The sequence below is a fragment of the Granulicella aggregans genome, assembly GCF_025685565.1.
Taxonomy (GTDB): Bacteria; Acidobacteriota; Terriglobia; order Terriglobales; family Acidobacteriaceae; genus Edaphobacter; species Edaphobacter aggregans_B.
Genome location: NZ_JAGSYE010000003.1, coordinates 1,013,327 through 1,033,274, shown reverse-complemented (window position 1 = coordinate 1,033,274; position 19,948 = coordinate 1,013,327). Strand labels below are relative to the sequence as shown.

At 59.8% G+C, this 19,948-nt stretch carries 18 protein-coding genes and 1 tRNA gene; 4 read left to right on the top strand and 15 right to left on the bottom strand.

From position 1 onward, the window contains the following. Positions 1–130: 130 nt before the first annotated feature. The 4 genes from OHL18_RS19590 to OHL18_RS19575 all read right to left on the bottom strand — a co-directional run bounded on the left by OHL18_RS19590 (position 131) and on the right by OHL18_RS19575 (position 5,774). Positions 131–222 (bottom strand) — tRNA-Ser (locus tag OHL18_RS19590). A gap of 137 nt (positions 223–359) precedes the next feature. After that, the gene (locus OHL18_RS19585; RefSeq protein WP_263376557.1) at positions 360–1,340 is read right to left on the bottom strand and encodes a CPBP family intramembrane glutamic endopeptidase; all 981 of its coding nucleotides are present in this window, start codon (positions 1,338–1,340) and stop codon (positions 360–362) included. Beyond that, positions 1,337–4,408 (bottom strand): excinuclease ABC subunit UvrA, encoded by a 3,072-nt coding sequence (gene uvrA, locus OHL18_RS19580; protein ID WP_263376556.1) that lies wholly within the window; start codon positions 4,406–4,408, stop codon positions 1,337–1,339. The genes OHL18_RS19585 and uvrA overlap by 4 nt, the downstream gene beginning before the upstream one ends. A 586-nt stretch (positions 4,409–4,994) precedes the next feature. After that, on the bottom strand, positions 4,995–5,774 hold the full coding sequence (locus tag OHL18_RS19575) for a hypothetical protein (protein ID WP_263376555.1): 780 nt from the start codon (positions 5,772–5,774) through the stop codon (positions 4,995–4,997). 312 nt (positions 5,775–6,086) lie between these two features. Between OHL18_RS19575 and OHL18_RS19570 the strand changes: the two genes are divergently transcribed. From OHL18_RS19570 to OHL18_RS19560, 3 genes are all read left to right on the top strand, one after another. Further along, the gene (locus tag OHL18_RS19570) at positions 6,087–7,076 is read left to right on the top strand and encodes a hypothetical protein (RefSeq protein WP_263376554.1); all 990 of its coding nucleotides are present in this window, start codon (positions 6,087–6,089) and stop codon (positions 7,074–7,076) included. A 200-nt stretch (positions 7,077–7,276) separates the two neighbouring features. Continuing rightward, positions 7,277–7,918, top strand: coding sequence for a nitroreductase family protein (locus tag OHL18_RS19565; protein ID WP_263376553.1), 642 nt, complete (start codon positions 7,277–7,279; stop codon positions 7,916–7,918). Positions 7,919–7,945: 27 nt separating this feature from the next. Further along, complete coding sequence (locus OHL18_RS19560) at positions 7,946–8,896, top strand: alpha/beta fold hydrolase (RefSeq protein ID WP_263376552.1); 951 nt, start codon at positions 7,946–7,948, stop codon at positions 8,894–8,896. Between the two features lie 57 nt (positions 8,897–8,953). Here OHL18_RS19560 and OHL18_RS19555 read toward each other — a convergent pair whose 3' ends face one another. The 5 genes from OHL18_RS19555 to OHL18_RS19535 all read right to left on the bottom strand — a co-directional run bounded on the left by OHL18_RS19555 (position 8,954) and on the right by OHL18_RS19535 (position 12,437). Then, positions 8,954–9,559, bottom strand: a complete 606-nt coding sequence (locus OHL18_RS19555) for a UbiX family flavin prenyltransferase (RefSeq protein ID WP_263376551.1) — start codon at positions 9,557–9,559, stop codon at positions 8,954–8,956. 190 nt (positions 9,560–9,749) lie between these two features. Further along, on the bottom strand, positions 9,750–10,343 hold the full coding sequence (locus OHL18_RS19550; RefSeq protein ID WP_263376550.1) for a YkgJ family cysteine cluster protein: 594 nt from the start codon (positions 10,341–10,343) through the stop codon (positions 9,750–9,752). Next, a complete protein-coding gene (locus OHL18_RS19545; protein ID WP_263376549.1) occupies positions 10,340–10,804 on the bottom strand; it encodes a hypothetical protein in 465 nt (154 codons plus the stop codon). Before OHL18_RS19545 ends, OHL18_RS19550 begins: the two co-directional genes overlap by 4 nt. Position 10,805: 1 nt before the next feature. After that, positions 10,806–12,101: an adenylosuccinate lyase gene (gene purB / locus OHL18_RS19540; protein ID WP_263376548.1), complete on the bottom strand. Its 1,296-nt coding sequence runs from the start codon at positions 12,099–12,101 to the stop codon at positions 10,806–10,808. 81 nt (positions 12,102–12,182) lie between these two features. Beyond that, positions 12,183–12,437 carry a glutaredoxin family protein gene (locus OHL18_RS19535; protein WP_263376547.1) on the bottom strand — a complete coding sequence of 85 codons (255 nt, stop codon included), beginning with the start codon at positions 12,435–12,437 and terminating at the stop codon, positions 12,183–12,185. A gap of 157 nt (positions 12,438–12,594) precedes the next feature. Here OHL18_RS19535 and OHL18_RS19530 point away from each other — a divergent pair, with 157 nt between their 5' ends. After that, the gene (locus OHL18_RS19530) at positions 12,595–12,996 is read left to right on the top strand and encodes a bleomycin resistance family protein (RefSeq protein ID WP_263376546.1); all 402 of its coding nucleotides are present in this window, start codon (positions 12,595–12,597) and stop codon (positions 12,994–12,996) included. Positions 12,997–13,228: 232 nt separating this feature from the next. Here the strand turns inward: OHL18_RS19530 and OHL18_RS19525 are convergent, their stop codons facing one another. From OHL18_RS19525 to OHL18_RS19500, 6 genes are all read right to left on the bottom strand, one after another. Continuing rightward, positions 13,229–14,719, bottom strand: coding sequence for a UDP-N-acetylmuramoyl-L-alanyl-D-glutamate--2,6-diaminopimelate ligase (locus OHL18_RS19525; RefSeq protein ID WP_263376545.1), 1,491 nt, complete (start codon positions 14,717–14,719; stop codon positions 13,229–13,231). A gap of 46 nt (positions 14,720–14,765) precedes the next feature. Further along, positions 14,766–15,158 (bottom strand): hypothetical protein, encoded by a 393-nt coding sequence (locus tag OHL18_RS19520; protein ID WP_263376544.1) that lies wholly within the window; start codon positions 15,156–15,158, stop codon positions 14,766–14,768. Between the two features lie 80 nt (positions 15,159–15,238). Next, positions 15,239–17,575 (bottom strand): penicillin-binding transpeptidase domain-containing protein, encoded by a 2,337-nt coding sequence (locus OHL18_RS19515; RefSeq protein WP_449727820.1) that lies wholly within the window; start codon positions 17,573–17,575, stop codon positions 15,239–15,241. Positions 17,576–17,685: 110 nt separating this feature from the next. Next, positions 17,686–18,201, bottom strand: a complete 516-nt coding sequence (gene ftsL / locus OHL18_RS19510; RefSeq protein ID WP_263376543.1) for a cell division protein FtsL — start codon at positions 18,199–18,201, stop codon at positions 17,686–17,688. A gap of 203 nt (positions 18,202–18,404) precedes the next feature. After that, the gene (gene rsmH / locus OHL18_RS19505) at positions 18,405–19,298 is read right to left on the bottom strand and encodes a 16S rRNA (cytosine(1402)-N(4))-methyltransferase RsmH (protein WP_263376542.1); all 894 of its coding nucleotides are present in this window, start codon (positions 19,296–19,298) and stop codon (positions 18,405–18,407) included. Positions 19,299–19,343: 45 nt separating this feature from the next. Continuing rightward, the gene (locus tag OHL18_RS19500; protein WP_263376541.1) at positions 19,344–19,778 is read right to left on the bottom strand and encodes a division/cell wall cluster transcriptional repressor MraZ; all 435 of its coding nucleotides are present in this window, start codon (positions 19,776–19,778) and stop codon (positions 19,344–19,346) included. Positions 19,779–19,948: the final 170 nt, after the last annotated feature.

Genomic DNA, 19,948 nt, shown 5'->3' with positions numbered 1-19,948 from the left:
AATTCCTCCAAGGCCTGTTACCGAGGTGGAAGGGAAACATCGCTTTATCGGGAAAAGAAATCAGTGGAAAAGTGTCACAAGAAGTGTCACAAACTGATTTCGTGCTCATTCTAAAGGGGCTTAGAAGTTATGGCGGAGAGGGGGGGATTCGAACCCCCGATAGACTTACGCCTATGTCTGATTTCGAGTCAGGTGCATTCAACCGGGCTCTGCCACCTCTCCACTCTTTCGATCGTCTTCAACGGTCGTCGTCCCGGCGACGCAGCCCATGCCCTCAACTTATTGGTGAACGCAACGATCTCTCATAAGGATACTGGCAAGAGGCAAGTAAGTCTACCCGCCGCTTCCCTCGAAACAGCTTACTTTGCCATTCGGTCGAGATGCCGGAATCCGCCAGTCGCCACGAAGATCGTGATGAATACCGAAAGGTTGTAGCTGGCATGCACCAGGGTCGAGCAGGCAACAGACTTCGATCGCACCCGGATCGTCGTCAGCATCAGCGACACGCCGAAGAGCACCGCCAGTCCGCCCCATGCGTGAGCGATCTGCTCTGCATGCAGAAGCGCGAAGAGGGCGCTGCTCACAATGCTGGCCGCAACCACACCCGCGCGGCTGCGAAAGAATAGGTTGCCTATCTCGACATCGAGGCCCGCAGGGGCATCTTCGTGAAACGCGGCGACGTGCCGCGGAGGCTCTGCCCCGGCAAGCCTTGCGGCCGTGATTGTTGCCAGATGCCGCAATGTTGCATGAGCCCAATCGAAGCCGATGGCCAACGCAGGAAGCAGGAAGCCGCGAAACGCGATCTCCTCAACCAGCGGTGCAAGCAGCGTACCGAACAACGCGACGATCCAGACATCGGAGGGTGTCCGAAAAAAGTCGTCCATCGGGAGCGACTTTGGCATCGGGATCAGGCTCGATATGGCCTGTACCGCCAGCCCCACGGCAAGGCCAAGTGGCACCAGGCGGAAGCTCTGACGCAGCGCCTGCCTCCCATTCCAATTGATCCCCGCAAGAAATCCGCGTCCCCAGAACACCGGGAAGATCACCGCGCTTAAGCCCAGTGTGGCGATGTACATCGCAGCCTGCGCCGCAAGCTGCCGTTTCGGTTGAATGGCGTGTGCCGCGCCGGTAGCCGGATGCGCAAAAGCAAAGAAGACCACCTGCGCCAGAAAGAACAGCAACAACGCCAGCGCCAGCAGCAAAAGCACGTGTCCGATATGCGGAACTCTTGAGGAGGGATGCTCGGCGGCTGGCTCAGGCCACCATTCCGAAGGACTCTTCGAAGATTCGCGCGCAAGATCGTCTCGACGCGAATCATCCTCTCTGAACTCCGCGTTCATGCCTTCTTCGGCCTTCCCACAGCCTTCTTCGCCGTCTTCTTGACAGCGGTCTTCTTGTCAGCCTTATTCGGCGTATCCGGCATCGCACGCGCCGTCGGCACGCCGGTCTTCTTTTCCGGTCCCACGAACTTCCCACGCGGCTCTTTCTTCCTGTCCTCCGCCGCAACAATCTCGAGCGGTTGAGGCCCGGCGTGACTCTGCGCGCCATTCAGCGTCACGCCTCCCGGCAGCGACGCATAGTACCTCGCCAGAAAACTGCCTGTGTGGGAGCCCGCAACCGTCGCCACCTGTTCCGGAGTTCCGTGCGCGATCACACGCCCACCGCCTTCGCCGCCCTCAGGACCCATGTCCAGGATGTAGTCCGCGTTGCGAATGATGTCGAGATTGTGCTCGATGATGACGACTGTATTGCCGAGGTCCGTCAGCCGATGCAGCACCTCGAGCAGCTTGCGCACGTCGTCGAAGTGCAGTCCCGTCGTTGGCTCATCCAGCAGGTAAAGCGTGCGCCCCGTCTGCCGTTTTGAAAGCTCGCGCGCCAGCTTCATGCGCTGCGCCTCGCCGCCCGAGAGCGTCGTCGCCGACTGTCCCAGGTGAATGTAGCCCAGCCCGACATCCACCAGCGTCTGCAGCTTCACATTGACCGTCGGGATGTCCTTCAGGATCGGCACCGCGTCTTCAATCGGAAGGTCCAGCAGGTCGGCAATGGAGTAGCCATTGAACTTCACCGCCAGTGTCTCCTGATTGTAACGACGGCCGTTACATACTTCGCAGAGCACGTAAACGTCTGGCAGGAAGTTCATCTCGATCCGCCGCTGCCCCTCACCCTGGCAAGCCTCGCATCGTCCGCCCTGCACGTTGAACGAGAACCGCCCAGGCTTGTAGCCGCGCTCACGCGAATCCGGCAGCATCGCGAACAGATCGCGCATCGCCGTAAACACGCCGGTATACGTAGCCGGGTTCGACCTCGGCGTCCGCCCAATCGGCGACTGGTCGATCTGGATCACCTTGTCCAGTTGATCGATGCCGCGCACCGCTCCATGCTTGCCCGGCTCTTCGCGAGATCCATAGAGCTCCTTTGCCAGCGCGCGATAAAGGATGTCGTTGACCAGCGTGCTCTTGCCCGATCCGCTCACGCCCGTGACCACCGTCATCACGCCGAGAGGGAAGTGCGCGGTCACCTCATTCAAATTGTGCGAGTGAGCGCCTTCAACCGTCAGCCATTTGCCGGTCAGCGGTCGCGGAGCCTTGTCCGGCGTCGGCCGTGTCACAATATCGATCTTGCCCGCAAGATACTGCCCGGTCACCGAAGCAGGATTGTCCATGATCTCCTGCGGCGTTCCGCTCGCGATCAAAAAACCGCCGTTTTTGCCAGCGCCCGGCCCCAGGTCGAGTACATAGTCAGCCTTGCGGATCGTGTCCTCGTCGTGCTCGACGACAAGCACGGTATTGCCCAGATCGCGAAGCGCTTCAAGCGCCGTAATCAGCCGCTGATTGTCCCTCTGATGCAATCCAATCGAAGGCTCGTCGAGCACATACAGTACCCCGCGGAGCTTGGATCCAATCTGCGTAGCCAGACGAATCCTCTGTCCTTCGCCACCCGACAGAGTCGCCGCCGAACGATCCAGCGACAGATACCCCAGCCCCACCGCATTCAAAAACTCCAGCCGCTCGATGATCTCCCGCTGCAGCCGGTCCGCGATGATCCGGTCCCGTCCCGTGAAGGCCATGCTTCTCGCCCCGGTCAGTGCCCGCTCCAGCGAGAGCGCCGTAAAGTCCGCAATCGACGCGGCTTTCGTCTTATCCGCAATGCCAATCGGCACCGTCACCGCCAGCGACTCCGGTCTTAGCCTCCGTCCCTGGCACCTCGGGCAAGTCGTCGCCGACATGTACTGCATCATGTACTCGCGATAGCCTTCGCTCTTCGTGTCCTCGAGATTCGCTCGCAGGTACGAGAAGATTCCATGAAACCCCGTCCGCGTGGACTCGCCCTTCGGCGGCCCGTACATCAGCAGATCCTGCTGCGCCTTGGTCAACTCAGCGAACGGCAGCTTCAAATTGATCTTGTACCGCTCGCCCGCGAGTTTGATCAGCCGCAGCAGATATGCCGACCCCGATCCCGGCCCCATCGCTCCATCCAGCAGCGGCTTCGACCAGTCGGTGATCGTCTTACCCGGATCGAAGTCGTAGATGCTCCCCAGCCCATGGCACTCCGGGCAAGCGCCGTAGTTCGAGTTGAACGAGAAGCTCCGCGGCTCGAGCTTCGGCACATTGATGCCGCAGTCCGGACACGCCATCGAGGACGAGTACAGCGTCTCCTCCATGCCGTGAATCCCAATCAACACCAGCCCGTTGGCCATCTGCAGCGCCTTCGCCACAGACGTCTCCAACCGCCGCGTGTCGTACTTCTTTCCCGTCGTTTCAGCATCAGGATTCAGCTTCAGAATGATCCGGTCGACGACTGCCTCGACGGTATGGTTCTTGCGCTTCTCCAGCCGCATCCCCTCGGTCAGCTCCGTCATCTCGCCATCGATGCGCGCGCGGAATCCCTGCTGATCCAGAGCCTCTAATTCTTCGCGAAACTCGCCCTTACGCCCGCGCACAATCGGCGCATACACCGTAATGCGCTCGCCCGGAGCCAGCGCGACGATCCGCTCTACAATCTGGTCCGCGCTCTGCCTTGAGATCGGCAGTCCACAGTTCGGGCAGTTCGGCTGGCCTACGCTCGCATACAGCAAACGCAGGTAGTCGTAGATCTCCGTGATCGTTCCAACGGTCGAACGCGGGCTCCGGCTGGTCGTCTTCTGCTCGATCGAGATTGCCGGCGACAGCCCGTCGATGGCATCGACGTCCGGCCGCTCCATCTGGTCCAGAAACTGCCGTGCGTAAGCCGAAAGCGTCTCGACATACCGCCGCTGCCCCTCGGCGTAGATCGTGTCGAAGGCGAGCGAGGACTTTCCCGATCCTGAAAGACCGGTCACGACCGTCAATGTGTTGCGCGGAATGCTGACGTCGACGTTACGAAGATTGTGCTGGCGTGCGCCGCGAACCGTAATGTGGGTAATGCTCATAGCGAGAGTGGCCCGTATAGAGCCAAGTCTCTAGGATACGGCATTTATCCCGTTCGATTGCGACGGTGGCCAAATCCCGGCCCGCGCTCCCGGCCCGCGCGGCAACCTTGCATCGACGATACTCACAACAACCCCGGACAACGTTCGCCGCGTTACAGGTATCAGAAGTTGCAATACGTTCGATGTGGTTTTACAGAACGGTCGCAAAACTCTGAGACAATGATGTACATCGTAAGAAATGGTATTCGGGCTCTGTAGCTTGATCTCCAGCGTTTCCGTTTTCTGTTTGATGCTTTAGGCCATCGTTACCCAGGGGTGTGTTTTGAGTGCTTCAATCGTTCTCGTATGTGCAGTGTTAGCGTCAATGGCCGCCGGCGTCCTTCTTGCCTATGGTCTGTGTCAGGCGCTCTTAGCTCTCTTCCAGAGCCACGCAAGGCAGAGAGCCGAAAGATCCCCTCTCCCGGTTGCCCCGCCGCGTACCGTACGAGGGTAACGGTCAAAAATCAAGTCGTTACCTTGCGGCGCCACTCTTGGCGACTTATTCGACCTGCCCCACGCTTAGTCCATCGCAAATCCCACACCACGGCTAATCCTGCGGCGGAGTCTGCTGCTGTAAACCTTGCTGCTGTGAACTCTGTTGCAACTGCTCATAAATCTGCTGTGGGGTCTTTTGCTGGTCGCCGACAAGAGGGGTGCCACCGGGACCGAAGCTACCCGGTTGCCCAAAAGCCGGAGTTCCATCTGGATTCGCACTCACCGGACCTCTTCCCGTAATGGTCGGTGGCTGGAAGGGGCGAACCGGCGGAACGTACTGCTCCTGCGGCTCACTACGTGAGTTGTTGCCAGCAAACGACGAGTTCGGGTTCGGTGGTGTCGCTCCGCCGCGGCGGTAGGTAAGGACTAATTCAGCAGGCCCGCTCTTGTTATCCACCAGCAACATATTGCTCCCTGTGCCATCCAGCAGCGAAGCGAGTATCTCGGAGACCGGCGATGGCCCGTATTGCCCGAAGACGCTCTCGTCGGCGACGGTGCCTGTAACCTTCATCCCCGTCTTCTGCGAGATCTGCCGAAGGACTTCGTTCAGGCTGGCGTTGGCTGCATCCACTGTCAGCATCCCATCGCTGTAGGCCACTTTAAGTTTTGCTCCGGGCTTCGCAGGGGGTGCCGGCGTGCCGGGAATCGGAGAAGATGCGCCAGCCGGGTTCACACCAGGTGCCGCAGTAGGCTGAACAACGGGCAGACTGGAGCCCGCAGTGGGAGGCGTCCCATTCGCCGGAACTTGTCCGAAAGACAACGCTGTCCCTGCGCCGATCAGCATCGACGCCAGTACCAGCGAAGCTTCGCGAATTGGCAGTGAACGGCTCATACCATGGATGGGACGCAGAACCGGCGTAAACGTTATGACCGCGGCAACAACGTGCTTATTCTAACGCTTCCCGGCGCGCCGGGAGAAGTTGCGCCACCGCTCACCCTTACCGTTGTACTAAACTTCTCTTGCCCCTTTGGAAACCGGGGTGCATCGGGCCGTTGGTCTTCGGGCGGTGAAGGAGTTATGGATATCGTGGAACAAAATGGCGGGCGACGAAGCTCCGTGATGGGCTTAAAAGGCCTCCTGTTGGCGGCCATTTTTCTTGTTTCCGCCAACTCCCGTGGCGAAGTCTGCACCACGCAGTCGCAAATGAAGCCCGCCGATCGCGATGCCATCGCCAGCGCGACCCGGGCTCTTGCATCGCGGGTACAGGCCAATGACGTCCCTGGCCTGCGCCAGCAAAGCGTCCCCGAGTTTGCCAAGGACTATACCGCGATGACCTCGCTCGTGGCCGCTACTTCTGCAAAGATTGCCTCCGCATCTCTTCAGGTCGACCAGGTCTATCTTCTCGACGCCACCAACCTGAAGACCCTCGCCGATGGGACAAACCAGGATGCTCAATTTTTTTGCTCGTTGAACAGCTCCATCGCGGAAGCGACCTTCTTCATTCCCGCGTTGCCGCCTGGAAGGTACGCCTACTCCCAGGTGCTCGCGCAAAACGCGACGTCGCCTTGGCGGCTCGCCTTTCTTCTTTGGCAGGATTCAGCCGGTAGCTGGGATTTGGCAGGCTTCTACCCCAAGGCACTTACCGCTGCCGGCCATGACGGTCTCTGGTACTGGACCCAGGCACGGGAGCAGGTCAAGGACAAACACCTTTGGAGCGGCTATCTCCTGTATGGAGAGGCTCAGTCTCTCTTGCAGCCCGCTGGCTTCGTCGGAAGCACGCATCTCGACAAGTTACGCAAGGAATCCACCTCGTCCGCCCCTCCGGCGCTCTCGGAAGGCATTGGGCCGGATATGCCCCTGGTGGTGAAAGGGCAGGGCGGCGCGGAGTTCCGCTTCACCAGTCTCAGCACGGACGATTCTCTGGGGGGCGACAAGCTCTACGTCGTCGCCCACCTGGCTCCGGACCCGGCACCTGAACCTCAGGGATCGCCGGCAACCGCAGCGAAACCCGCGCCCAAATCAGCGCCCGTGCCAGCGGCTCTATCTCCGAAGGATCGCAATACCAGCGCCATGGTCGCGCTCCTGGCGGCGTACCCAGAGCTCAAATCCACCTTTGGCGGAGTTTGGATCTTCGCCGATGAGCCTGGGAAGAGTCCCTTCGTCACGGAACAGTCGATGGCCGAGATACGCTAGCCTCTTTCGTCCCGGTCAACAAGCAAATCTTCAAACTTCAGGAGTCCCGCTGCATCGGCTGTGAAAATGCTATCTTTGGACTCGTCAGGGCAGCGCTCTGGCCTGCGCAACGGAGATAGAGACTCTCTGCCGGCAGGCCCGGATAGCCCCCGTGCAGGCTTGCCTGCCGGTAAATACCCTAAGCGGTCACAAGGAAGAACATGGAAAAGCCACTCTCTCAGGCGATCGCCGGACGTCGTGCCACTCCGAGCTTTGACGGCCGCCCGATCCCTGCCGGTGACATCAAAAAGATCCTCGAGGCAGGACTTGCGGCCCCCAGCGGATACAATCTGCAGCCCTGGCGATTTGTCGTCGTCCAGTCGCCGGAGCAGAAGAAGCGCCTCCGCGCCGCCAGCTACAACCAGGCAAAGGTCGAAGAGGCGTCCGCCGTCATCGTCGCCTGTGGCGACTCCGACGGTTGGCGCAAGGACCTTGACCTGATGCTCCAACAGGGCCGCGAAGGTGGCATGCCTGAGAGTTACGCGGAACAGGCGAAGATCAGCGTCCCAACCTACTTCTCCAGCTTCTCCAGCGAGAAGATGCACTCTTGGCTAAATAAGCACGTCATGCTCGCCTACGCCTTCATGATGCTCACCGCCGAAAGTCTTGGCTACGACACCGCTCCCATGGAAGGCTTTGAAGAGGAGAAGGTCCGCGAGACGCTTCGGTTGCCACTCAGCTATCGCGTCATCGCCCTCCTTGCCCTAGGCCATCTGAAGGGGGCCGAAAAGTTTGACGGAGGCCGCTTCAACATCGCCCACACCGTCTTTGGAGAAGAGTTTGGCAAGCCGCTAAAAGTCTAAGCGGCGGATCTCGGAGAGCTCTGTATCGTGAAGGTCCTGCTTCGACTGTCCGGAGTCATTCTGCTGCTGGTGCTCGCGCTCGCGGTCGCCTTCTATCTGCATCCTGTCTGGTTCAACGATGAGCACACCCGCTTCGGCCTATGGCATCATGGCGTGCAAAGCAAATACATCGAGGCGGACGGCTATCGTGTCCACTACTTCGAAGCGAAGCCTGCAAGCGGCCTCGGTATCCCCATCGTCCTGATTCATGGTCTCGGATCACGCGGCGAGGACTGGGCCGCTGTCATCCCGCAGTTCGCGGCTAACGGCTTTCACGTCTACGTTCCAGACCTTCTCGGGTATGGTCGCACCGACCACCCCGACGTCGACTACTCCATCTCGCTCCAGGCAAAGTTCATCGCTGACTTTATGAAGGCGATCGGCGTGCCAAACGCGGACGTTGTGGGTTGGTCCATGGGAGGCTGGGTCGCCGCCAAACTCACCCTCGACCATCCCGAACTCGTAGACCGCCTGGTCCTCTTCGACAGTGCCGGCATCTACTTCGGCTCCTTCGACACGGACCTCTTCACACCAACGGACACCGCCGGTCTCGCGAGACTGAACGCTATGCTCCAACCTGATCCGCCAAAGATCCCAGACTTCGCCGCAAGGGACGCGCTTCGCGGCCTCGAATCAAACTACTGGGTCATCCGCCGCACAGTCAGCTCCATGACCAGTGGCCGCGATCTCCTCGACTTTCGTCTACAAGCTCTGCGCAAGCCAACCTTGATCGTCTGGGGAGGCAAGGACACGCTCATCCCGCCCAGCGTCGGCGAATCCATGCACCATCTCATCGCAGGATCTTCGTTCGCTGTAGCCGAAGGCTGCGGCCATCTTGCCCCGGTGCAGTGCGCCCCTGTTGTCTTTCCAGTAACGCTGAACTTCCTCAAATCCGACCCGCCCTGGCACTCCGTTGAGAAGACTCTACCCGGCAATTAGGCCCGGGTGCCCCATCCATCGCGTTTTTGTCTTATGCGATGGGTGGGACGTAAACCCTCAAACCGTCTCGTCCGCCTGCCACTGATAAGCTCTCGGCTGTGGCAGCCCGATGTGCGCCAGCACCCGCTGCACAAACTGCACCGCCATCTCGGCCGTGCTTTGCGGCTTGTTGTAGAGCGTTGGCATCACCGGAAAGATCGTCGCTCCCGCATCCGACGCCAACTGCATATTCCGCAGATGGATACGGTTGAATGGAGTCTCCCGGACGCACAGCACCAACGGCCGCCGCTCCTTGAGGCACACATCCGCCGCCCGTTCAATCAAACTGTCCGCCAGCCCATTCGCAATCCCCGCCAGCGTCCCCATGGAGCAGGGAAGCACAATCATTCCATCCGACGGATAGCTCCCGCTCGCGATATTCGCCCCGATATTCGCATCCACATGGTGCTGAATCTTCGTCGAAGTCGCACCCAGAATCCGCTCCACCAGATCGTTCCGTCCCGCGATCTCCATCTCTTCCGCCATTACTCGCAGCGCACTATCCGAAGCGACAAGATTCACCTTGCCCACCCGCTCATCCGCCTCGAGCATCTTCAACAACTCGACCGCAAAGATCGCACCGCTAGCGCCAGTGATCCCCAGCGTCAGATTCTTCAACTTCATCGCATCACTCATCGCTTTCGATTATCGCCGATGCGAATCCAGCCTTCTTGATCGCGCAAACAATCCCGTGATCCTGAGCGAAGCCACTCGCGGTCTCACCGCGAGTGGCGCAGTCGAAGGACCCCGGTGCCGCTCACATCCCCACAACCGCTCGGATCTTTCAACCAAGAACTCGCGCTCCCGACCGCCATCAAGCCCCACGCAGTGCGTACGCCACCAGCGTTTCGCCTCGTTTGCCCGTAGCTGCCTCGTAAGCCGCATTGCTCTCTTCTTCCAATCGAGGAATCGCCGGATCAAGCTCACATCGCTCAATCTCCTCCGTCCTCGCCTCGATATAGCAAAGCTCGCACGTCGCCAGATTGTCTTCCTCGGTACGCATCGGAGGCCCAAACGTCCGGCAAAGGATCGGTCGCGACTCATACAGATCGCAGGTGCCGTGGTCCAGATCAAGCGCCGGACAAGGCTCATTGTTCGCAAACTCCTCGAACAGTATCGCCTCCTCATAGGACTCGCCGAGAACGCCGGTAGCTACATCGCCCGGAAACCAAGGATCAAGCCTTTCCAACGCCGAAGCCGTCCGCGCCCTCACCCGCGCCGCCCGCTCCGGATCGACCTCGCCCAACGCAATCAACCCATCGCGCAACCGATCCGCATCCTGCCACCGAATCGGAAACACGCCCACGCAACACTGTGAACAACCGGGGCGGCACTTCAGCCAGTCGCCACTCCGCACGGTAGCATCCGCCATCGCGGCCGTTACGATGTGGATCAACTCATCATTCATGGCCTGTTCAATGTCTTCTCCATCACATCCACCGCATCGCGAATTGAGATGGTGTACACCCCGCCACAGTCCGCTTGCCACCGCTCAAGACCTTCGAGCGTCGGCAAGGGTTGATCAGCCTTAAGCAAATGATTGACGCTCACGAGCATCGCGTCCCGAGTGAACGGCATATGTTCGACGGAAGGGACAACGTCTCCGCGCGGATTGTGTGCGAGCAATCCATCGACGCGAACGTGAACCACGACACCAATCTTGGACTCCACGTCAATTCGAAGAATAGTCACGGTTGAAGCCGACTCGCCAGGCCGTGTCTCATAACTCCAAACCTGACCGGGCTTGAACTTCTTATCAATTACGCCTTTCGTCGAAGACGGGCAGGGTTCTTTCGACGCAGCTAGGGATGGAATTGCCGCGCAGCCCATCGCGATTGCACAAGCAAGAGCAATCAGTCTGCGTCGCATGTCAGGCTCCCAGCACTCTCTTGAAGATCGCATCCACATTCGCCAGTTGCCGCGAATAATCGAACGCCCGAGCCAGCTTCTCCGGGCTCAACCGACCCGTAATCTCCGCGTCCTTCGCCACCTCCTCTTTGAACACAAGCTCTTCCTTCCAAGATCGCATCGCATGTCCCTGCACCAACCGGTACGCATCCTCGCGCAACATCCCCGACTCTGCCAGGTCCAACAGCAACTGCCCCGAAAAGATCAACCCACCCGTCGACTCCAGGTTCTTCATCATCCGCGCCGGATACACCATCAGCTTTTCAATCAGCGTCGCCGTCTTCGCCAGCAGATAATCCGCCAGTATCGTCGAGTCCGGCAAAATCACCCGCTCCGCCGACGAGTGCGAGATGTCCCGCTCATGCCACAGCGCCACATTCTCAAACGCCGTCTGCGCATTCCCACGCACCACCCGGGCCAGCCCACTGATCTGCTCGCTCACGATGGGGTTGCGCTTGTGCGGCATCGCGCTTGAACCCTTCTGTTTCTCGGAGAAGAACTCCTCCGCCTCACGTACCTCTGTCCGCTGTAGATGCCGAACCTCGGTGGCAATCTTATCCAGCGTCGACACTAGCACAGCCAGCGTAGCCACATAAGCCGCATGACGATCACGCTGTACCACCTGCGTAGCAATCGCCACCGGAGTCAGCCCGAGCTCCGCGCAGATCGCCTCTTCATGCTCCGGCTTCAGATGCCCGAACGTCCCAACAGCACCGGACAGCTTACCCACCCGCAACTCTTCCGCCGCTGCATCGAACCGCGCCAGATTCCTCTGCGTCTCCGAGTACCAGAGCAGCAGCTTCAACCCAAACGTCGTCGGCTCTGCATGGACGCCATGCGTCCGTCCGATCGTCGGCGTGTGCTTGAACTCCAGCGCCCGCGCCTTCAGGACCTCGCCCAGCCGCACAATCCCCGCGCGAATGATCGCCGAAGCCTCCTTCAACTGCAGCGCCTGCGCCGTATCCACCACATCGGTCGAGGTCAACCCATAATGCAGCCACCGCGACTCCGGCCCGATGTACTCTGCGACGGTGGTGGTGAAAGCGATGACGTCGTGTCGAACCTCGGCTTCGATCTCATTGATCCGCGCCACAGTAAAGTCACCCTTGTCGCGAATCGCATCCGCAGCTTCCTGCGGCACCATACCTGCCTTAGCCAGCGCCTGCGACGCCGCTACTTCAACCCGCAACCAGCAGCGGTACTTGTTCTCATCCGACCAGATGCGCCCCATCTCGGGTCGCGTATAGCGTGCAATCAATTCAATCTCCCACTAATTTCTTGTCATCCTTCGACGAAGTCGGAGGATCTGCTTCTCCACGGCCTATGCTGAGGAGCAAGCCTACTCCGCAACCCCAAACAATTCCGCCATCTCCTCATGCAGAAAGCCCTGCCCCGGCTTATAAGGCTGCACCCATTTGCCATCGATGACAAACTGCGGAATCGCCCGCTTGCCCACGTTCGCGACTACAGCGTCCGCCGCGCCCGGCACCTCTTCGATATCAATCTCGTTGAAAGGAATGTTGTGCTTAGCCAGAAAACGCTTGGCCTCGCGACAGTCGCGGCACCAAGAAGCAGAGTAAAGTGTCAGATCCATTCCACCATTTTACCGTCATGCGCCGAAAGACATCCGTCAACCATGTAAGGATCCGTCATCTCGACCGTAGCGAAGCGCAGTGGAGAGATCCCCGCATTTGTCGTTGTAGTTTCAGCGATAATCCTCCCATCGCACCTCCACCGTTGGGAGCCCACCCATGAACCACTTCGAATGCGTCATCCCCATCCTCAACGTCCGAGACTTCGCCGGCTCCATGGACTACTACACAACCAAGCTCGGCTTCACCAAAAAGTGGGACTGGGGCACTCCACCCACCTTCGGCTGCGTCGAGCGCGGAAAGGTCGCCCTCTTCTTCTGCCAAGGCGGCCAGGGCCAACGTGGTAACTGGATGTCTCTCTTCCTCGATGACGTAGACGCCCTCTACGCTGAGTACCAGCAATCCGGAGCCATTATCCGCGAGCCACCGCGCAACATGCCCTGGGGCACCCGGGAGATGAACATCGAAGACCCCGACGGCAACCGCCTTCGCATGGGCTCAGACGCCACCGGCCCCTTCGACGAATCCAACGAGTCTCCCTTCTTCGGCGGGCGCGAATAGCCCCAGATTCGGGAGATTCATTTCGGTGTACCGAAGCATTTGTGCGTTCTGTCTTATTTACTTATTGAAGGGCACGGCTTCAGCCGTGCCGCAACGCGAAATTGAGGTCCGCGGCTAGCCGCTGAGGTACGCTCTCGTTTTACAAACCATAAAGCCCGGGGTGCCCCATCCATCGCCGCTTTACGCGATGGGTGGGACGTAAACCCTCACCCCACCTGATCTATCCTTGAACTCACAACTCCTCCAAAACTTCCGCCGCCACCGCAGCATCATCAAACGGGACTGTCCCTCCCGCCAGTATCTGCATCTTCTCGTGCCCCTTACCAGCAATCAGCACGATATCCCCGGCCTTCGCCGCCCGAATCGCAATCTCAATCGCCCCACGCCGGTCTTCCTCAACGATGCAAGTCGTCCCCGTCGTAGTCTTCACCCCCGCCAGCGCCTCCGCGAGGATAACCGAAGGATTCTCAGTCCGAGGATTGTCGCTGGTCAGCACCACCAGATCGCTGCCTTCACCCGCAGCCCGTCCCATCTTCGGCCTCTTCGTCTTATCGCGGTCTCCACCACACCCAAACAGCGTAATCACTCGTCCATTCTGCGGAGCTACCAACTCGCGAGCCAGCGCGATCAAATTCCGCAGAGCATCATCCGTATGTGCATAGTCAACCACTACCGTCACCCCGCTCCCAGAAGGCACCACCTGAAACCGTCCCGGCACCTGCCCCACCCGAGCCGCTCCAGCCACAATCTCCTCCACCGTCAGCCCACGAGCATATGCCGCCGCACTCGCAGCCAGCAGGTTGTAGACATTCACCCTCCCCGTCAGCGGCGATAGCATCTCCACCATGCCCTTCGGCGTCATCATCGTAAACCGCGTCTCGCCCGCCTTCATCCGCACATCGATTGCCCTGAACTCAGCGCCCTCATCGAATCCATACGTCAGCACCTGCGAGTGTCGCGCCGCCTCCACGATCCGCCGCCCATACGCATCGTCGACATTCACCACGGCCACCCGAGGCGGCACGGTCCCCACACCCTCGAACAGCCGTAGCTTCGCCTCGAAGTACCGCTCCATCGTGCCGTGATAGTCAAGATGGTCCTGGGTAAGATTGGTGAAGATCGCCACCTCCACCGGTAGCCCCCATACCCGCTCCTGCTCCAGCGCATGAGACGACATCTCCATCACTGCCTCGCTTGCGCCCACCGCCACGCCGTCCGCAAACACCTGCAGCACGTCCCGCGACTCCGGCGTCGTGTGCTCCGACGCCCGCACCGCATCGCCGACGTGGTACTCAATCGTCCCGATCAGCACGCAGGTCCGGCCCACGGACTTCAGCAGCGACTCAACCAGAAACGCGGTCGTCGTCTTCCCATTCGTCCCGGTCACGCCGGTCAACGCCAGTCTCTTCTCCGGATCCCCGAAGACCGCCGCGCTCACCTCAGCCAGCGCCCGCCGCCCACGCTCCACAAGCGCTACCGGCAACGTCGGATGCTTCAGCGCCAACTCTTCGTAAGCCTCACGCGAATCAGTAACAACCGCCGCCGCGCCCTTGGTCAACGCGGCTTCGATATACCGATTACCATCGGTCGTCTCACCGCGCATCGCAACAAAAGCATCGCGAACCTTTATCCGCCGCGAGTCGTACTCCACGCCCGTCACATCGGCTATACCATCGCGCCGCGCAACAGTCGTCAAACCAGCCAACAACTGATTCACATCCATAGGTGCCATGCTAAAGGAACTGGCGTCGCGAGACGTTTCGAAGGTGTTAGTGGACGATGAAACGGAAGATGGTTACTGCTCCTACTCCAAGGCAAATCACGATAGCAAGGAGCGCCAGAAACTGCACGATCGAACCCAAGTGCCTTTGCGATTTCGTGCGTTTCTTAGGCAAGTAGATATGCGAGGTAGGGTAGAGTTTGAGGCCGGCAATTCCCCAGTCTAACTCTTCGACGGTCACCCAGCTCTCATTGCGGAAGTTCTGCTGTTCCCCTTGAGCGGCCTTCAATGAGGCGATGGCCAAGTGAACGAAGCCGCCCTCGTTCCCGAGGATGAACTCCCCCGTGTCAGGCGGCATGACCACCATTGCCGGAGATTGCGGCGCCAGGTCGATGCTTTCCAATACTGAGATCGCTTCAGCGATCTTGTCTTCGTAGCTCATGAGCAGGCCTGAATGGCTTTCTTCGTTGGATTGAATCGCAGGTTGGGCAAATTCTAAGTCGGCGCGGATCTGCCGAAGGGCTACCGGCTAAACCGCACCGCCACCTGCGTTCCCTCAGGCACCATCGTCCCCGCTACCGGTACCTGCTGCCGAGCCAACCCACTTCCCAGCGGCTGCACGCGCAATCCCGCACGCCCAGCTTCTTCGACGACGGTGCGCAACGCCGCGCCCTCAAACGAAGGCACCGCCACCCGCTTCACCGAATCGACCACCACCGATCCATTGCCTCGAGCCTGCGCCTCTGGCACAACCTTCGGCGCAATCAAAGCTGCATTTACAGCGTCAGGCGGAGGAGCATCCGACCCGCCATTCGCCCGGAACGCATCCGCCACCTTCTTTGGCAGCAACTGCATAACGCTGCTCTTGACGCTCGAATTCGCCGCAATGTTCGAAGCAGCGGGGGCAGGGAACTGCGCCGCATCCTGCGCCACTGAAGCCCGCAGCGGGTCATCCGCCGGCAAATTGTTCACATCCGCGAACATCGCCTCCAGGTCACCCGTGTTCTCATTCGGTGAGTCATCATGAACTTCTTTGTCACTCGCAATATTCGTCCGCTTTTGCGGAGTCAACGGCCGGTCATGCGGCACTCCAAGGTACTCCAACACCTGCTGCGCCACCTGCGCAAACACCGGAGCGCTCACCGCACCACCATACTTGCTCGCACCCACGGTCGGGTTATCGATCACCACTGTCACCGCAATTGCCGGATTGCTCACCGGTGCAAACCCCGCGAAGCTGGCCACCAGCTTCGTGTGCGAGTACGTATGCGTCGCCACATCGATCTTCTGCGCCGTCCCCGTCTTGCCCGCCGAGCTGTAGCCGTTCAGCTTGGCCTCTTTGCCCGTGCCCTCCGTGACAATGCCTTCCATCATCATCCGCATCTTCGCCGAGGTCAGCTCCTTGATCACGCGATGCGCTCCATCCGGCAGTTTGTCCGGCAACTGGTTCGAGGGACGAAACGCCGCCGGTTGCAGCCTCGGATCACCCTTCATCTCGTCGGTCGATTGCAGCAGAACGTGCGGCGGCATGTACACTCCGCCGTTCGCAATGGTGCTCACCATGGTGACAAGTTGGACCGGCGTCACGCCGACTTCCTGCCCAATCGCCATCGACAAAATGCTCGTCGCGCCCCACCGCTTCGGCGTCCGCAGCAGTCCACGCGTCTCGCTCGGCAGCTCGATGCCGCTGCGATCGCCAAAACCATAGCTGTGCATGTAGTCGTAGAACTTCTGGTTGCCCAGCTTCAACGCCATCTTCGCCGCGCCCACGTCGCTCGAGTGCTCCAGCGCATACTGCACCGTCACCACGCCAAAGTGGTCCGTCTTGTCGTCATGCAGCGTGCGGCCATACATGGTCATCGCTCCGCCCTGGCAGTCCACCATGTCGGTAGGCTCCACGCCCGCCGCGTCGATAGCGGCAGAGTACGCGACCAGCTTGAACGTCGACCCCGGCTCATACACGTCACTTACCGCAAGGTTCGTCAACGATCCCGGCTGCATATGCCGCGAGTCGTTCGGGTCGAACCGCGGTGAGATCGCCAGCGCAAGGATCTGCCCCGTGTGCGGGTCCTGCACCACCACGGTTCCGTGCAGCGCCTTCACCTTGTCCATCTGCGCGTCCAGCGCGGCCTCGGCCATATGCTGAATGTTGGAGTCGATCGTCAGGACGAGATTCTCTCCTGGCTGCGGTTGGCTCTCTTCACTTCCCAGCACGTGCCGCTTCGCATCCAGCGCCGTAAGCATATGTCCCGGCTCACCGTGCATGTCCTGATCGAACTGCCGCTCCAGCCCGCCCAGACCCGTATCGTCCGTGCCGACATATCCCAGCACCTGCGCCGCCAGATCGTTGTTGGGATAGAACCGCTTGAACTCCTTCTGCAGATAGATGCCATGCAGATTCAATTCGCGCACCCGATTCGCCGTCTCCGGATCAAGCCGCCGCGCTACCCAGGCAAAGTTCTTCGAAGCCGTAAACCGCGCCAGGATCTGCTGCTCCGAGGTGAAGTTGTCCTGCGGATCGGCATGAACAATCTTCGCCAGGATCTGCGCCGCATTCTCGCGATTCTCGCCCAGTTCCGAGGGCACCGCATATACCGAGTCCACGAGCACCGTCATCGCGAGCTCCCGCAGATTGCGGTCGTACAACACCCCACGCCTCGGCGCGACCTCAAAGGTCCGCTGCTGTTGCAAAGCAGCGCGCTTCACAAAGTCTTCATGCCGTACAACCTGCAGCCAGAAAAGCCGCAGCCCTATCGCCGCCGTCCACACAATAAAAAACAGCGCAACGTAAGTGAACCTGACCCTCCGTATAGGAGCGGTCAGGCTCTGGCGTGGCATCTGCCGGGGCATCTGTCTCATCGGTACACCAACTTCTTTGAATTAAGTCCTAATCCTGAAGCAACATAAATGCCCGGGTGCCCCATCCATCGCGCTCTTGCTTCCACGCGATGGGTGGGAACGTAAAACGCTCAGTAAGCCGGCAGGGAAGTCGTGCCCGCCTGCGCTAACACCGGGGCATTCACATCGCCACCATCCGGCCGCACAACCTGTCCCGGCTGAGGCGAGTCCAGCCCAAGCTGCTTCGCGATCTTGTCGATCCGGCCCGGATCGGAGAGCTGAGCCTCCGTCAGCCGAAGCTGCCGGTTCTCCTCCCGAAGCTGCTCCACCTGCGACTTCTGCGCCTCAACGTGATACCCCACCTCGATCGCCGCGAAATGCTGCCACACGTACACCATCACCAGCATAAACAGAACGCCCATCACCATCGCGAACGTCCGCATCTCGCGCCGGCGCTCGGGATCATCCGCCTTCACAATGCGGCTGTTGTCGATGTGCTTGGTGAAGAAGACCTCGGGCGTCGGCCCGCGGCGGTTGCGACGCTGCGCCTCGAACAGGGAGCTGTTACGCTCCGATACCGACGCGACACGGCTTCGTGACCTCGTGCCCATCACGTCCATCCCCGCTACTGTTGTCATCGTCGCCATCGTCGTCTCCTGTTCTGCCAAAACCTGAACTTCTAAACCCTGCCGCCTCCCCAAATACGATCCGGGCCGGGATCGCTGTATGGAGGAGGGGACTTTTTCGTACGTTGGGTGTCTTTCGCCTGAAAGCACGGCAGGACAACCCCGGCCCGATCTGGTTTCTCTCTCTGCGTGGACATGAAACCGTCCACTCCGAGAGCCTGGAACTAAACTTTCTCCGCAGCCCTCAACTTCGCACTCCGACTCCGCGGGTTCCTCAACTGCTCCTGCTCTTCAGCCACAACCGGCTTCTTCGTGAGCACTTCAAACGTCTTGTCCCGGTGTAACTCACGGAACGAATCCTTCACTCGCCGGTCCTCCAAAGAGTGGAAGCTGATCAACACCAGCCTTCCGCCCGGCTTCAACAGAGAAGGCGCGCTTTGGAGCAGCGTCTCAATCTCTCCCAACTCGTTATTCACTCGAATTCGAAGTGCCTGGAAAGTCCGCGTCGCCGGATGAATCTTGTCCCCTTTCATTGATGGGGCAGCGACCGATATCACTTGAGCAAGTTCTGCTGTCGTCGATATCGGCCGTGCCCGCACAATGGCTCTGGCGATTCTCCGCGATCTCCTTTCCTCTCCGAATTCGTAAATCAGGTCGGCGAGCTCGTTTTCGTCCTCCTGATTTACCACTTGTTCGGCCGTCTCCCCGGACCGCGTATCCATCCGCATGTCCAAAGGCCCATCTGACCGGAAACTGAATCCTCTGTGCGCCTCGTCCAGCTGCAGGCTGCTTACTCCAAAGTCCGCGAGCAGGCCGTCGATACTTCCCGGCTTGATCGCATCGGCTGCTTCCGAGAACGCTCGAGGCTCAAACACCACCTCCGGCATCTCGCTGCCCAACTCCGCAGCCACTTCTTCGAGCCTTACCTTCGCCTTGGCCATCGCCTCCGGGTCGCGATCGAAACAGATCAGCTTCCCCGTCGGTCCCAGCCTCTTCGCAATCTCAGAAGAGTGACCACCAAGCCCCAGCGTCGCATCGACAACTACGCCGCCCGGCCGCACATTGAGGTACTCCAAACTCGCTTCCAAAAGAACCGGCACATGCTGCGGTTTATTCATCGTTCTCCCGCCTTCTGTGCTGCCCCTGGGGGCCTCGTCCTGCACTTACAGTCCCAACTCTTCCAACGCCTTCAACTCTTCCGCCGTCATCGGTACGATCGTCGGCTTCAGCTTCTCGTGGTTCTCGACTGCCAGCGTCGTCTGCATCCCGATCACCACCACCTCTTCGGTCAGCGAGGCAGCCTCACGAAGCTTCTGCGGCATCAGCAACCGTCCCGCCGCGTCCATCTCTACGACCTGGCCGTAGTAGCTGGTCATCTCCATGTATCGCTTCTTCGCGGGGTTCAGGTCGGAGACGGCCTTCATCTTCTCTTCCTTCTCCAGCCACGCCTTCATCGGGAAGATCTCTGCCCGCTTGCCGTCCTTGCTCGTTATAAAAAACTGCGTTCCGTACTCTTCGTCGATGAGGCGCTTGAAGTCCGCCGGCACCTTCAGCCGGAACTTCTCATCGATTTGGGTGACGTAACTTCCGCGAAACATGAGAGCCTCTACCTGGAGGCGGTTTCAGGGTTGAAGTTGGGCTCAATTTCGTTCGCAGAGCTTATTTTCTTACCACTTTCTCCCACATCCACCCACATCGTGACCGACCGGCTGCATGATGTAAAGAACTAAATTTGGAAAGCGTGAGGAAAAATTCCCGCATCCTCTGT